Origin of the sequence: Roseospira navarrensis (assembly GCF_009601025.1) — a bacterium.
In the GTDB taxonomy this organism is placed as follows: domain Bacteria; phylum Pseudomonadota; class Alphaproteobacteria; order Rhodospirillales; family Rhodospirillaceae; genus Rhodospira; species Rhodospira navarrensis.
The window spans coordinates 1-14,772 of record NZ_WIVE01000083.1 but is presented as its reverse complement, the minus strand read 5'-3'; the positions used below and the strand labels follow the sequence as shown (position 1 = coordinate 14,772).

The following is a 14,772-nucleotide window of genomic DNA, read 5'->3' as shown; positions in this document are numbered from 1 at the left end:
GTTCACTCTATGTTCTGCGCCATTTCGGGCCACCTGTCACCACATGATGCGGTCCCGGACTCAAAGGGATAAGCCTTTACGGCGATAACGAAGAACAGATTTTCTCTTCAGAGCAACAGTAAGTCACATACGAATACACTAACCGGGCAACATGTGGAGCCAGAACATCATGGAAGAAACTAGAAAAAACTCGAAGCGACTTCCGGGGTTGAACGACAACGAAAAAGACCGCCTCGCGTACGAAAGAATTCTTTTGCAATCCCTTGTCGCCCACATGTCCTGGACAGAGCCGCGGTTCGTCAGTCACCTGAGGGAACGGTTTGTTGCCCCCATGGCGCAGGCTCTTCGGGACCATGACCGCACCGCCGCCGATGATCGTGGCGAAGCCTTCATCCGGTCCATCCTGCGCATCATCGACAGACCCTCCCCCGAGACCGCGGACGAGGCGCAGGTGGGAGCCGCCGATACCGGGGGGGACGCTGGAACACTGCTTCCAAAATCAGCCGGTTTTACCAGAAAACTCTCAGCGGACAGGGTCGAAATCATAGAACGAGATGGAACCTGGGACGTCCGGGTCGACGATATATTCTGCGGCGACTATGCCGACAAGGAAAGCGCGTGCGTTGCCGCGGAATTGGTACGGCAGTCCCTTTAACATCAGGGCTCAATCACATGGCCAACAATAAAATAACAGGAAAAATTTGAGATGGAGAACGACCTTTCCAGCCCCGCTCATGCGAAGTGCCCTGGCGCTACGGAGGCGCGCAAATCTAGACAAATATTTGTGACAACGGAAAGGTCGCTCATGGTCATAACAATAATTATGACAGCGGGGGTTTTTTTATAACGGCGCGTTATATGTTTGCTTCCGGTCCGATTGGGCTTCCGGATCTATTTCTGGTTCTGATTTACCTTGAAGCTATTGGAATGATTTATTTTTATTACTCTGATCGCCGCCCTGGATTTGTCTATCCGCCCTTCATCGCAATCACGGCGCTGATGCGATTGTTCATTCTCCGGAGAAAGAAAACGGTGCCGGCAAGCCTGCTGTTCGAGGCCGTTGGCATTCTCCTGCCGTCCGTCTCCGCCGTCGTTCTTGTCCGCGTCAGCAGAGTCTGAACCGGATGATGCCGGCCATGACGACATCGTCGAGGGCTGGCGGGACGTCTCTCACCATGGACATGGGGACATGGTGTCCGAAACCAGGTTGAAACGAGACCGCATGGGGGCGCATGCGGGCCGAAGCCGACGCCCGAACCGTTCTCGGAGGACCCCTGGACCATGCAGTCTCTACGGCCACCCGGCATCCGCGGGCATCCATCCTCCTGTCCCCTCTGGGTCGGGCCGGCTCCCATCCGGGAGGAACGGTTCGGCCTGGACCGTCTGGAGCGGCACGCGGAAAGCCTTGCCGTGGCCCAGCAGGTCACGGACCGGCCGCCCAGGGTCCCACCGCTGGACCGTCGCCTGAAAAGCAACGCCATCGCGCTGTTGGCGGCCTATCGGTCGAGTGCCGCCGAGGCCGAGAAGGGGGGCGACATTGTTCCCGCGGCTGAGTGGCTGCTGGACAACTATCACCTTGTCGAAAAACAGATCCGGCAGATCCACGACCATCTGCCCGCCGGCTATTACCGACAGCTTCCCAAACTGGCCGCGGGTCCCCTGGCTGGCTATCCGCGCGTGTTCGGGCTGGCCTGGGCCTTCATTGCCCATACCGACAGCCACATCGATCCGGAGATGCTGCGCTGTTTCGTCAGGGCCTACCAGCGCATCCAGCCGCTGATGATCGGCGAGCTCTGGGCTGTCGCGATTACCCTGCGCATTGTTCTGGTGGAGAACCTGCGGCGGCTGTCGGCCCAGATCGTTCTCGGGCGCTCGGAACGGGCCGACGCGGACGCGTTGGCCGACCGACTGCTGGCGTCGGGCGGTGCAAGGGCGGCCCTGGACGCCGATATCGCCACCCGCTCCGAGGGCCCGCTCTCGGAGGTCTTCGCCGCGCAACTGGCGAAACGGCTGCGGGACCAGGACCCGACGGTGACGCCCGCCATCGGCTGGCTGTCCGAACGCCTGGCCCAACAAGGGGTGTCGATCGAAACCGTCGTGTCGCGGGCCCAACAGCGCCTGGGGTCCTCCAACGTTTCGGTCCGCAACGTCATCAACAGCATGCGGCTGATCTCGGACATCGACTGGGCGGAGTTTGTCGAGAGCATCAGCCTGGTGGATGAGCGGCTTCGCGCGGCCAGCCGGTTCGCCACCATGGATTTTCCGACGCGCGACCTCTACCGGGCCGCCATCGAGACCCTCGCCCGGGGCTCGGTGCTGTCGGAAGGCGACGTCACGGACCACGCCATCCGTGCCGCCGGCGAAGCCGCCCGCACCGCCCCCACGCCGGAGATGGCCGAACGGGTCGGCGATCCCGGCTATCATTTGATCGGGCACGGCCGTCGCGCGCTTGAACAGGCGATCGGGTTCCATCCCACAGTCCCGGCACGGATCGGCCGCCTGGGCCGCGACATGGGGCTGACCGGCTACATCAGCGCCATGGTGGTGCTGACCCTGATGGTTCTGGCGCTGCCCCTCTGGTGCCTCTCCCTGGCCGGGCTGGGTGGGGGCGGATTGGCGATCTTCGCCGTCCTGGGGCTCGCGCCCGCCACCGAAGTGGCCACCGCCCTGGTCAATCGTCTGGCGACCTGGCGCCACCGCCCGGTCATCCTGCCGGGGCTCGACCTTGCCGCGGGAATTCCCGGCGTCGCGCGCACGCTGGTGGCCGTCCCGACGCTTCTGACCCGCGAGACCGATCTTCGCGACCAGATCGAGAGTCTGGAGGTGCATTATCTGTCCGGCTCGGGCGGTGACATCACCTTCGCCCTGCTGTCGGACGGGGCGGACTCCGACCAGGAGGTCGTTGACGGCGACGCGCGCCTGCTGTCCATCGCCGTCGAGGCGATCGCCGCGCTGAACAGGCGACATGGCCCCGGCCCCGCCGGCGACCGTTTCCTGTTTCTGCACCGCCACCGCCGGTTCAACCCGAAGCAGGGCGTGTGGATGGGGTGGGAACGCAAGCGGGGCAAACTGGTTGAGTTGAACCGGCTTCTGCGCGGGGCCGCCGACACGTCCTTCGCGGCGGTGGGCGGACGGCCCCCCCATGTGCCCGACGGGGTGCGGTATGTCATCACCCTGGACGCCGATACGCGGCTGCCGCGCGACGCGGCGCGCCGGCTGGTGGGCAAGATGAGCCATCCCCTGAACCGGCCGATCCTGGATCCGGTCCTGCGGCGGGTCACGGACGGCTATGGCGTTCTTCAGCCGCGCGTCACGCCGTCGCTGCCCCGGGGCGGGGAAGGCTCGCTGTTCCAGCGGGTGTTCTCGGGACCGGCGGGCATGGACCCTTACGCGGCGGCGGTCTCCGACGTCTACCAGGATGTGTTCGCAGAAGGATCGTTCGCCGGCAAGGGCATCTATGACGTGGATGCGTTCGAAGCCGCCCTGTCCGGCCGGGTGCCGGAAAACGCCCTGCTCAGCCATGACCTGTTCGAGGGCCTGTGGGTGCGGGCCGGGCTCGCCTCCGACATCGAGGTCGTCGAGGACTTTCCCAGCCGCCACGACGTCGCCGCCAAACGCCAGCACCGCTGGATCCGGGGCGACTGGCAGCTTCTGCCCTGGGTGTTCGGTCACTGGACCGGACCCGGCGCGCCGACCCCGCTCGGGCGGTGGAAAATGCTGGATAATCTGCGGCGCTCCCTGCTCGCCCCCTTCCTTCTGGGGGCGCTGGCGGCCTGCTGGGTGATGCCGATGCCGGCCGCCTGGGTCGGGATCGGGTTCGTCATGGCGGCCATGGCGCTGCCGGCGTTCCTGCCGAGCGCCTTCGCCATCCTGCCCCGGCGCTCCGGCCTGACCGCGCGCAGCCACTTCGATACCCTGGGCAAGGGCCTGTGGCTGGCGCTGGTTCAGGTGGCGCTGTCGCTCTGTTTCCTGCCCGACCAGGCCTGGCGCGGCCTCGACGCCATCAGCCGCACCGTCTGGCGCCTGTTCGTCACGCGCCGCGCGCTTCTGGAATGGACGACGGCGGCGACATCGACGGCGGCGCCCCGTCTGGACCTGCGCGGGTTCTATGGAACCATGCGCGGCGGTGTCGCGCTCGGCCTGATCCTGGCGGCCGGATCGGCGGCGGTCGCGCCGTCCTCCTGGCCGTTGATTCTGCCCATCGCCGTGTCCTGGGCGGCCATGCCCGCCGTCGCCTACCGGATCAGCCGAGCGGCGCCGCGCGCGCGGCGCCTTGTGGTGTCGGACACCGACCGCGACGCCCTGCGCCTCGTCGCCCGCCGGACGTGGCGCTTTTTCGAAACCTTCGTCACGAAGGCCGACTCTTTTCTGCCGCCCGACAATTTCCAGGTCGATCCGGCCGCCGTCCTCGCCCACCGGACCTCCCCCACCAATATCGGGCTGTACCTGCTCTCCACGGTGGCGGCACGGGATTTCGGCTGGGCGGGCACGACCGAGACCGTCGAGCGCCTTGAAGCGACACTCGCGGCCATGAACGGTCTGGCGCGCTACAAGGGCCATTTCTTCAATTGGTACGACACCCGGGACGGGCACGTTCTCGATCCGGCCTACGTTTCGTCCGTCGATAGCGGCAATCTGGCGGGCCACCTGATCGCGCTTGCCAATGCCTGCGAGGACTGGGCAACCCTGGCGCCCGGCACGCCGGACAGACCGACCGCGCCCGATGCGGAGGTGCGGGCCGGGCTCATGGACACCGTGGGCCTTGCCCGTCTGGCCGCCGCCGATCTGCCTGCCAATTCCCGGGGGCAGGGGCCGTCCGTGGCGGCCTGTCTCGACGAGATTGAATCGCTGCTTCAGGGGGCCCAGGGCCTCGAACTGGTCTTCGCGCCCCTCAACCGCCTTGCCGACAAGGCGGCGGATGCCCTTGGGGACGATCCGCCCGTCGCCGAGGACGGCGTGACCTCCGATCCCCTGTTCTGGATCGACGCGATCCGGACGGCGGGCCTGAGCCATGCCCGGGATCGCCGCCTCGACCACAACGGGGCGCGGCATCTGTCGGACCGGCTGAGGGGACTTGCCGCGCAGGCCCGCGCCATGGCCATGGCCATGGACTTCACGGGCCTGCTGAACCCCGAACGCATGCTTCTGTCCATCGGGTATTCCCTCGCGGACAACGGCCTGGATGCGAACTGCTACGATCTTCTGGCCTCGGAAGCGCGTCTGGCCAGTCTGTTCGCCATCGCCAAGGGTGATGTGCCGACGCGGCACTGGTTCCGCCTCGGCCGGGGCGCCACGCCCATGGGAAGCGGGTCCGCGCTGATTTCCTGGTCGGGCTCCATGTTCGAATACCTGATGCCGTCGCTGGTGATGCGCGCACCCATCGGCAGCGTGCTGGAGCAGACCAATCGGTTCGCGGTCGCGGTCCAGCAGGCCCATGCCCGCACACTGGACATCCCCTGGGGGGTCTCGGAATGCGCCTTCAATGCCCGCGACCTTGAGCTGACGTACCAGTACTCCAGCTTCGGCGTGCCGGGACTTGGCCTGAAACGCGGGCTGGCGGGCGATGCCGTGGTCGCGCCCTACGCCACCGCGCTTGGGGCCATGGTCGATCCGCACGGGGCCCGGCGCAACTTCGACCGGCTGGCCGGGATGGGCGCACTCGGACGCCATGGCTTTTTCGATGCGCTGGATTTCACCCGCTCGCGGATCCCGGGGGCCGAGCCGGTCGCCATTGTGCGCACCTTCATGGCCCACCACCAGGGCATGACCATCGTCGCCCTTGCCAACACCGTGACCGGCGGCCGGATGCGCGACCGATTCCATCGGGATCCCATGGTCAAGGCCTGCGAGCTGTTGCTTCAGGAGCGGGTCCCTCAGGATGTCGCGGCCGCCCGTCCGGGAGTGGAGGGCATGAAGACACCCGTCACCGCAGTCACCTCCGGCGGTGCCGCGACCCGTCGCCCGACCGTCTCGGCCTCCGGCGCACCGGCCACGCACCTGCTGTCGAACGGTCGTTACGCGGTGATGCTGACGGCCACGGGCGGCGGATACAGCCGCTGGGGACCGATCGCGGTGACCCGGTGGCGAGAGGACGGGGAACCCGACGACGGGGGCACATTCATCTTCCTCAGGGACCGTGCCACCGGAAAGCGCTGGACCGCCAGCGCCAGTCCCGTCGCCGAGGGGGGGGCGCCCGGGCGAGGTCCTGTTCAGCGAGGATCACGCGCAGTTCACCGGCCATGACGGGACCCTGACGACCACCATGGAAGTGCTGGTGTCCGGCGAGGATGACGGGGAGGTGCGCCGGATCTCGCTGACCAACAGTGGCTGGCGCCCCCGCGACATCGAACTGACGTCCTATGCCGAACTGGTTCTGGCGCCGGTGGCGGCGGACGCAGCCCATCCGGCCTTTTCCAGGATGTTCGTGCAGACCGCGCACCTGCCGGACTTCGAGGCCCTGACCGCGGCCCGCCGGCCCCGATCCCAGGACGATCCGGGCATCTGGGCGGCCCATTTCGCCGTGGTCGAGGGCGACATCGCGGCCGACCCCGAATACGAGACCGACCGGGCGCGTTTCCTCGGCCGGGGCGCCAGAACCATCGCCGACGCGGTTGCGATGCGGGACGGACAGGCGCTGTCCAATACCGTGGGCACCGTCCTGGACCCGGTGTTTTCCCTCCGGCGCTGCGTGACGATCCCGGGCGGGTCCGTCGCCCGGGTGTCGTTCTGGACCGTGGTGGCCTCCACCCGCGCCGCGCTGCTGGACCTGATCGACAAACACCACGACCGGAACGCCTATGACCGGGCCAAGACCCTGGCCTGGACACAGGGGCAGGTGGAGCTTCGGCATATCGGCATCGGTGCGGCACAGGCCGCGGATTTCCAGACCCTGGCCGCGCCCATCCTTTACCAGGACCCCCGGTATCGGATGCCCGCGGCGGCGATCACCAATGGCGCCGGGCCTCAGTCCGGGCTCTGGCCCCTGGGCATCTCCGGGGACCTGCCCATCGTCCTGCTGCGCATCGACGACAGTGCGGACATGGCCGTGGTCGCCCAGATGCTTCAGGCCCATGAATACTGGCGCATGAAGCAGGTCGCCGTTGATCTGGTGATCGTCAACGAGCATCCCGCATCCTACATCCAGGACCTTCAGACCGCGCTTGAAGCGGCGGTCCGCAAAAGCCAGTCGCGGCCGCGCCTGGGCGAGTCCGTCGCGGCGGGCGCGGTGCATGTCATCCGGCGCGACCTTGTGTCGCGGGATGTGCGCGCCCTGCTGGGCGCCACCGCGCGCGTCGTGCTGCATGCCCGGCGCGGATCCGTGGCCGACCAGATCGCACGGGCCGAGCGGCCCGCCGCCGGCGCGCGCCCCCAGGCCAGGCATCCGGACGCCAGAGCCGCGCAAGGCGCGCGACGGGCCGCCCCAGGCGCCGCCGACCTTGAGTATTTCAATGGCTTCGGGGGCTTCGCCCGCGACGGCCGGGAGTATGTCACGGTCCTGACAGGGGACGAAACCACACCCGCGCCCTGGATCAACGTCATCGCCAACGCCGAGTTCGGCTTTCAGGTGTCGGCGGAGGGGGCGGGCTACACCTGGGCCGTGAACAGCCGCGAGAACCCTTTGACACGCTGGTCCAATGACCCGGTGATCGACCCCTCGGGCGAGGTCATCCTGGTGCGGGACGACGCCACGGGGGCGGTCTGGAGCCCGATGGCGCGGCCCCGCCGGGATGGCGGCACTTATGTGGCGCGTCATGGCTTCGGGTACAGCCGGTTCGAGCACGAGGCCGAGGGCGTGGCCCTCGACCTGATCCAGTTCGTTCCGCGCGCCGAGCCGATCAAGATCTCGCGCCTGACCCTGCGCAACCAATCCGGACGACGGCGGCGTTTGTCGGTCACCGCCGCTGTCGAATGGATGGTGGGCATCGCACCGGGAACCGCCTCCCCCTTCCTGCTGACCGGACGCGACGACGAGACCGGCGCGGTGTTCACGCGCAACCCGTGGGGACCGGGGTTTCCGGATCGGGTCGCCTTCACCGACCTGGGCGGACGGCAGACGGCCTGGACCACGGACCGCGCCGCGTTTCACGGCGGGGCCGGCGCCCCGGCGTCGGACACGGCGGGCGTGGTGCTCGACCGCTGTGTGGCCTTGAGCGCCAGTATCGATCTCGCGGACGGAGAGGAGACCGAGGTCGTGTGGTTCATGGGCGAATGCGCTTCGGACGCCGAGGCCCGCGCCCTGATCGTCCGTTCCCGGCGGGCCGATCTCGATGCCGTCCTGGCCGCCGTCACGGACCACTGGGCCGGGCTGCTGGGGGCGGTGCAGGTCAGGACGCCCGACCGCGCCATGGACATCATGCTCAACGGGTGGCTGCTCTACCAAACCCTCGCGTGCCGCATCCTGGCCCGCTCCGGATTCTATCAGGCCAGTGGCGCCTATGGCTTCCGCGACCAGTTGCAGGACGGGATGGCCCTGACCTTCGCCTGTCCGGAGGAGACGCGGACCCATCTGCTGCGCGCCGCCGCCCGCCAGTTCGTCGAGGGCGATGTGCAACACTGGTGGCTGCCGCACTCCGGGCAGGGGACGCGGACCCGCATTTCCGACGACCGGATCTGGCTGGTGTTCGCCGTCGCCAGCTATGTGGCGACCTCCGGAGACAGGGGCGTTCTGGACGAACCCGTGTCCTTCCTGGAGGGACAGGCCCTGAAGCCGGGCGCCCACGATGCCTTTTTCACGCCGACTCTCTCGGAACGGCCGGCATCGCTGTTCGAGCACTGCGCCCTGGCCCTGGACCGGAGCCTGGCCCTTCTGGGGCCGCATGGCCTGCCGCTGATGGGCACGGGCGACTGGAACGACGGCATGAACCGCGTGGGAGAGAACGGACAGGGCGAAAGCGTGTGGCTGGCCTGGCTGATGGCCCGCGCGGTCGCGCTGTTCGCGCCGCTGGCTGGTGAGCGGGGCGATCCTCGCGCCGAGGGATGGCAGGCGCAGGCGGCCGGGATCGTGGCGGCGGTCGAGCGCGAGGCCTGGGACGGCGACTGGTATCGCCGGGCCACCTATGACGACGGCACATGGCTGGGCACACGGGACGGCGACGCCTGCCGCATCGATTCCATCGCCCAATCCTGGGCCGTGCTGTCAGAGGCGGCGGACCGGGATCGCGCCGCCCAGGCCATGGCCGCGCTGGACCGGCATCTGGTCCGTCGGCAGGACCGGCTGGTGCTGCTGTTCACGCCCCCGTTCGACTCAAGCCCGCACGATCCCGGCTACATCCGGGGCTATCCCCCGGGTCTGCGCGAGAACGGCGGCCAGTACACCCATGCCGCCATGTGGGCGATCCTCGCGTTCGCCAGGCTTGGCGATGGCGCCAAAGCCACCGAGCTGTTCGCCATGCTCAACCCCATCACCCACGCCCGACGGCACGACGATGTCCATCGATACAAGGTCGAACCCTATGTGGTCGCCGCCGATGTCTATTCCCAGCCGCCCCACGTCGGGCGCGGCGGGTGGACATGGTACACCGGGTCGGCGGCCTGGATGTATCGCGCCGGGATCGAGGGCATTCTCGGCCTGCGGCGGGAGGGGGGCGTTCTGGTCGTCGATCCGCGCATCCCGGACACCTGGCCCGGCTTCGAAGCCACCGTCACCGTGGCCGGAACCCGCTGCGACATTCGGGTGAAGCCCGCCTCCGACCCGTCCGGCCTGCCATCGTCCGCCACTCTTGAGGGCCGGCCCCTGCTGTCGTGCGATGGGGCGTTCCGTGTCCCGCTGGACGGAGGGCGACAGACCCTTGACGTCACGGTGGGGCAAGACCGGGCGCAGCCCCTGACGGATTGATCCCAGCGGCGGGTGATTGCGCCTCACCCGCATTCAATACGCCTCTGAGTCAGCTTTTCAATGCGGCGCGGTTGGTGAAAAAACAGACAAAAAACTGAGATCCAATTGCCCGGTGGGATCCTTTTTAAGCACGAAAGCCGAGGCAAATTGAAAAAACATCTCCCATTTCGATTTCATCGTGTTTTGGGGAATGATGTCTTTCATGGGTTGCGGTTCGGGGCATTTCGTTATGCGGGAATCAAGTGCCTTGCAATGACCAGTTTGAGAGTTCACATTCATGTGTATTGGCCAAGGCCCGTTCGCAGTGCGTCTTCACTGTCCGACTTCCGAGGAGGGTCCTTTGCCGCCCTTGCCTGACACCCTGTTTCCGATCGTCGGCGTTGGCGCTTCGGCCGGTGGCATCGCCGCCCTGAACACCTTTTTCGACCATATGCCGCCGGACAGCGGCATGGCCTTCGTGGTCATCCTGCATCTGGATCCCTCCCAGGCCAGCCGCGTGGCCGAGATCATCGGCGCGCACACGGCCATGCCCGTCGTGCAGGCCGAGCAGGGCATGCCGGTCCAGCCGGACCGGGTCTACGTCATCCCGCCGGCCACCCTGCTGGGTCTGGGGGACGAGGTTTTCCGGCTGGAAGAGATGGACCCGGAGCGGGTGCGACGCCGCCCGGTGGACCACTTCTTCACGGCGGTGGCTGCGCTGCGGGGCGAGCGCGCGGTGGGGGTCATCCTGTCCGGCACCGGCAGCAATGGATCGGAAGGGATCAGCCGCATCAAGGAAGCGGGCGGCCTTGTCGCGGTCCAGGACCCCGAAACGGCGGAATACCCGGGCATGCCCCAGCAGGCCGTCGCAACCGGGCTGGCCGATATCGTCCTGCCGGTGGAGGCCCTGCCGGACGCGATCCGCCGCGTGATCCGGCACGACCAGACCCTCTCAAAGCCAACGGAACACACGGGACCGGCCGCCTCGTCCGCGCCGCTGGACGGGATACTGGCCGCCGTGCGCGCCGAGACCGGGCACGAATTCCAATGCTACAAGGACGCCATGATCGGCCGGCGCGTGCAGCGCCGCATGGGCCTGAAGGGTCTGCGGACGGTCGCCGAGTATCAGGACCTTGTCCGCAGGGATCCCCGGGAGGTCGCCGCCCTGGCGCACGACCTGCTGATCAACGTGACCAGCTTTTTCCGCGACCCGCAAGCCTGGGAAGAGCTTCGGGAACGGGTCATCGCGCCACTGGTTGCGGAGCGAGACCCGGACCGGCCGATCCGCGCCTGGGTCGCGGGGTGCGCCACGGGCGAGGAGGCCTACACCCTCGCCATGCTGCTGATGGAGGCGGCCGAGACGGCGCGGACCTCCGTATCCGTGCGGGTCTTCGCCACGGATGCCAGCGAGGACGCCCTGGCCGTCGGCCGAAACGGGCTCTACCCCGCCAGCGTCATCGAAACCCTGTCCCCCGCCCGCATCGACCGCTTCTTCTCACCGGAGGGCGACGCCTTCCGGGTCCGTCCGATCCTGCGCGACGCCATCACGTTCGCCCCCCAGAACCTGCTGCGGGATCCGCCATTCTCCCGCATGGATGTGGTCGTCTGTCGCAACGTGCTCATCTACCTCAAACCGGACATCCAGCGGAAGCTGCTGGCGCTGTTCCAGTTCGCGTTGAGCGAGGGCGGCTCGCTGTTTCTTGGGTCCGTCGAGACCGCCCAGGGACCGGAGGACGGCTTCGAGACGATCTCGAAGCGGTGGCGCATTCATCGCCGGACCGGGCCGGTCCTGCGCAACGGGCTCGATTTTCCGGTCGTTGGCGGCTTGTCGGCCGGCAGTCAAGGCGCCGCGTCGGTGTTGCGCGTCGCCCCGACGACGCCGCACCGCGACCACAGCGACCTGGCGCGGCGTGTTTTGCTGGAGCGGTTCGCGCCGGCCGCCGTCCTGACGGATCCGGACCTTCGCATTCTGTCGGTGCATGGCGACACCACGCCCTTCCTGCGCCATCCCGACGGCGAACACACGCGCGACCTGACGCAGCACCTGCGCGATGTCCTGCCCCACACAGTACGCGCCCTGCGTCAGAAAGCCCTGGCTCAGGGATACACGCAAAGCGGTCAGGTCCTGATGACGGACCGGGGCCGCCACCACGCGGTGACGGTCACCGTGGAACCGATCACCCGCGGCCAGGACGACACGCTGCTGCTCATCGCCTTTGCCCGGACCGGCGCGGGCGACACCGCGCCCCTTTTGGGCCCGCATCCCGAGGCCGCCGGGCACGCCGCGGACGATCAGGCAGACACGCCCGCCGCGCCGGACCAGGATCTTCTGGCGGCACAGGAACAGGTGCGGCTGACCGTACGCCAGCTTGAAGGCGCGAACGAGGACCTGAAAGCCTCGAACGAAGAAATCATGACGATGAACGAGGAGCTTCAGTCCACAAACGAGGAACTGGAAAGCTCAAAGGAAGAACTACAGTCCCTAAACGAAGAACTGAATACGGTCAACACGCAGCTTCAGAACAAGGTTCAGGAGCTGGAAAGCAAGAGCAACGACCTCAACAACCTCCTCAACAGCACCGACACCCCGACGCTCTTCCTGGATCGGGCCATGACCGTGCGCTGGTTCACACCCGGGGTGCGGGGGCTGGTTGACCTGACGCCCGGCGACATGGGGCGCCCCTTTGCGAGCTTCGCCCGCAAGGTCATGGACGAGACCTTCGAGGCGGACGCGCGCGAGGTTCTGTCCACGCTGTGTCCCAACGAACGACAGGTGCGCGGCACCCAGGGCGATCAGTGGTTCCTCCGGCGCATTCTCCCGTACCGGACCGAGGACGATCGTATCGACGGCATCGTGGTGACCTTCATCGACATCACAGAACGACGCCTCTACGAGCAGAGGCTTCAGTCGGCCAAGGAGTTTGCCGAAGCGATCGTCGAGACCGTGCGGTCGCCCCTGCTCATCCTCGATCCCGAACAAAGGGTCGTGTCCGCGAACCCCGCGTTCTATGACCACTTCCGGATTGCGCCGGGCCTGGTCGAGGGACGGTGTCTGTCCGAGCTGGGCGACGGAACCTGGAACATCCCTGACCTCCACGCCCTCATGACGGAGGTGCTGCCGGCAGACAGGGAGGTGGACGGCTACGAGGTCGCGCACGATTTTCACGGCCTCGGGAGCCGCACCATCCTCATCAACGCGATGCGCCTGGACAGCATGGACCTGATCCTGGTGTCCATCGAGGACGTCACACAGGATCGCCAGGACGAAGAGCGGCGCCGTGAGCGCGAAGCCCATCAGGCCCTGCGGATCGAACTGTCCGACCGTTTGCGGGATCTGGATGATCCGGTCACGACCCAGGCGGTCGGATGCGAGATCCTGGCCCGACACCTTGGGGCCAGCCAGGCCGTTTATGCCGAGATGGACCCCGCGCGGGACGAAGCCGTCGTCGCGCAAGACTGGTCCGATGGCACGATCCCCAGCATGGCGGGGCGCCATCGGCTCAGCGATTTCGGATCGACCGTCACGGCCGACCTTCAGAACGGCAAGACCGTCGCCGTCGGCGACATTCGGACCGGCCGCAGCCCCGTTGAACCGAACGGCGTTCCCATGTTCGGGCCTCTCCCGATCATGGCCTTCCTGATGGTGCCCCTTGTCAAGGGCGACGGGCCGGCCGGGGTGCTCAGTGTCCACGCCACCAGCCCGAGACCCTGGAGCCCGGGTGATGTGGCCCTCGTGGAGGACGTCGCGGCCCGGATTTGGTCCGAGGTCGAGCGCGCCCGGGCGGAAGAGGCGCTCCGGGACAAGGAAGAGCGGATGCGGCTCGCGGTCGAGGCCTCCAGCGGCGGTGTGTTCGCGTTCAACCTGACGCCCCCGGATTCAGCCTTCTGCAGCGATCGCTGCGCCGAAGTTCTTGGCGTCTCCCCCTGTGAATGGCCTGACCGGGACCACCTTCGGACATGGCTGCTGGACCGGGTTCATCCCGAAGATGTCGCCCAGATAAAGGGCCGGGCCGCCGATCTCATCGACGGCGGGACTGACCGATTGGACCTGGATTTCCGCGTCCGGGTGACCGACGAGACGTGGCGCTGGGTCAGGGGGGTTGCGCAGGCGGCGCGACGGTCCGACCACGGCCGCGCCCAGCGCGTCACCGGCATCCTGTTCGATATCGATGCGCGCAAGACCATCGAGGAACGGTTCGCTCACCTGGCGTTGCATGACCCCCTCACCGGGTTGCCGAATCGGTCGCTCTTCACCGACCGGCTTGAGACCGCCCTGACGCAGGCCCGACGGCAGGGCAATCATGTCGCCCTGGCCTTGCTCGACATCGACAAGTTCAAGGCGATCAACGACACGCTCGGCCATGCCGCCGGCGATCGGGTGCTTCGCCAACTGGGCAGTCAGGCGGTGCCAGCCCTGCGCCCGCTCGACACCCTTGCACGCCTGGGCGGCGACGAGTTCGCCGTCATCCTGCCGGACCTCGAGTCCGGCGCGGGCGCCAGTCGCGTGCTCGACCGCTTCCTGGGCGGCCTCGATCTGCGCGTCGGAGAAGAAGACCGGCCGGTCCAGGCATCAATCAGCATGGGCGTGGCGATCTTTCCGGAGGACGGTGAGGACGCGGACGCGCTGTTCAGGAATGCCGACCTCGCGCTGTATCGCGCGAAGGATATCGGGGGCGGCCAGATGCGGTTCTTCGAGCCGGCCCTCGGCGCCGAGGTCCAGCGCCGACGCACGCTTGCGGATGGGCTGAAGCAGGCCCTTGCGTCCGACCAGTTCGAGATTCACTACCAGCCGCTCCTTGATCTTCATCGCGGCCGCATCACCGGAACCGAAGCGCTGGTGCGGTGGAACCATCCCACGGATGGACTGGTCATGCCGGACGAATGGCTTATCCCTTTGCTTCCGGCGCGATCAACATATCGTAGGTGGTGGGTCCCTTGGTCGTGACGATCCCCAGGAG

5 protein-coding genes and 1 pseudogene are annotated in these 14,772 nt (G+C 67.3%); 5 read left to right on the top strand and 1 reads right to left on the bottom strand.

Going from position 1 to position 14,772, the window contains the following annotated elements:
* The first annotated feature begins 169 nt into the window (after window positions 1-169).
* The 4 genes from GHC57_RS17220 to GHC57_RS20145 all read left to right on the top strand — a co-directional run bounded on the left by GHC57_RS17220 (window position 170) and on the right by GHC57_RS20145 (window position 9,835).
* Complete coding sequence (locus GHC57_RS17220) at window positions 170-655, top strand: hypothetical protein (protein ID WP_153346545.1); 486 nt, start codon at window positions 170-172, stop codon at window positions 653-655.
* Window positions 656-858: 203 nt separating this feature from the next.
* The gene (locus GHC57_RS17215) at window positions 859-1,119 is read left to right on the top strand and encodes a phosphate-starvation-inducible PsiE family protein (protein WP_153346543.1); all 261 of its coding nucleotides are present in this window, start codon (window positions 859-861) and stop codon (window positions 1,117-1,119) included.
* A gap of 162 nt (window positions 1,120-1,281) precedes the next feature.
* Window positions 1,282-6,243 (top strand): glucoamylase family protein, encoded by a 4,962-nt coding sequence (locus tag GHC57_RS20355; protein ID WP_281354743.1) that lies wholly within the window; start codon window positions 1,282-1,284, stop codon window positions 6,241-6,243.
* The gene (locus GHC57_RS20145; RefSeq protein ID WP_343031203.1) at window positions 6,137-9,835 is read left to right on the top strand and encodes a GH36-type glycosyl hydrolase domain-containing protein; all 3,699 of its coding nucleotides are present in this window, start codon (window positions 6,137-6,139) and stop codon (window positions 9,833-9,835) included. The genes GHC57_RS20355 and GHC57_RS20145 overlap by 107 nt, the downstream gene beginning before the upstream one ends.
* 57 nt (window positions 9,836-9,892) lie before the next feature.
* On the opposite strand, the gene GHC57_RS17205 is transcribed toward GHC57_RS20145, so the two are convergent.
* Entirely contained in the window at window positions 9,893-10,039 is a 147-nt protein-coding gene (locus tag GHC57_RS17205) for a hypothetical protein (RefSeq protein WP_153346541.1), read from the bottom strand.
* Between the two features lie 73 nt (window positions 10,040-10,112).
* Here GHC57_RS17205 and GHC57_RS17200 point away from each other — a divergent pair.
* A pseudogene (locus GHC57_RS17200) lies at window positions 10,113-14,684 on the top strand (chemotaxis protein CheB); the annotation flags it as partial.
* Between the last annotated feature and the right edge of the window lie 88 nt (window positions 14,685-14,772).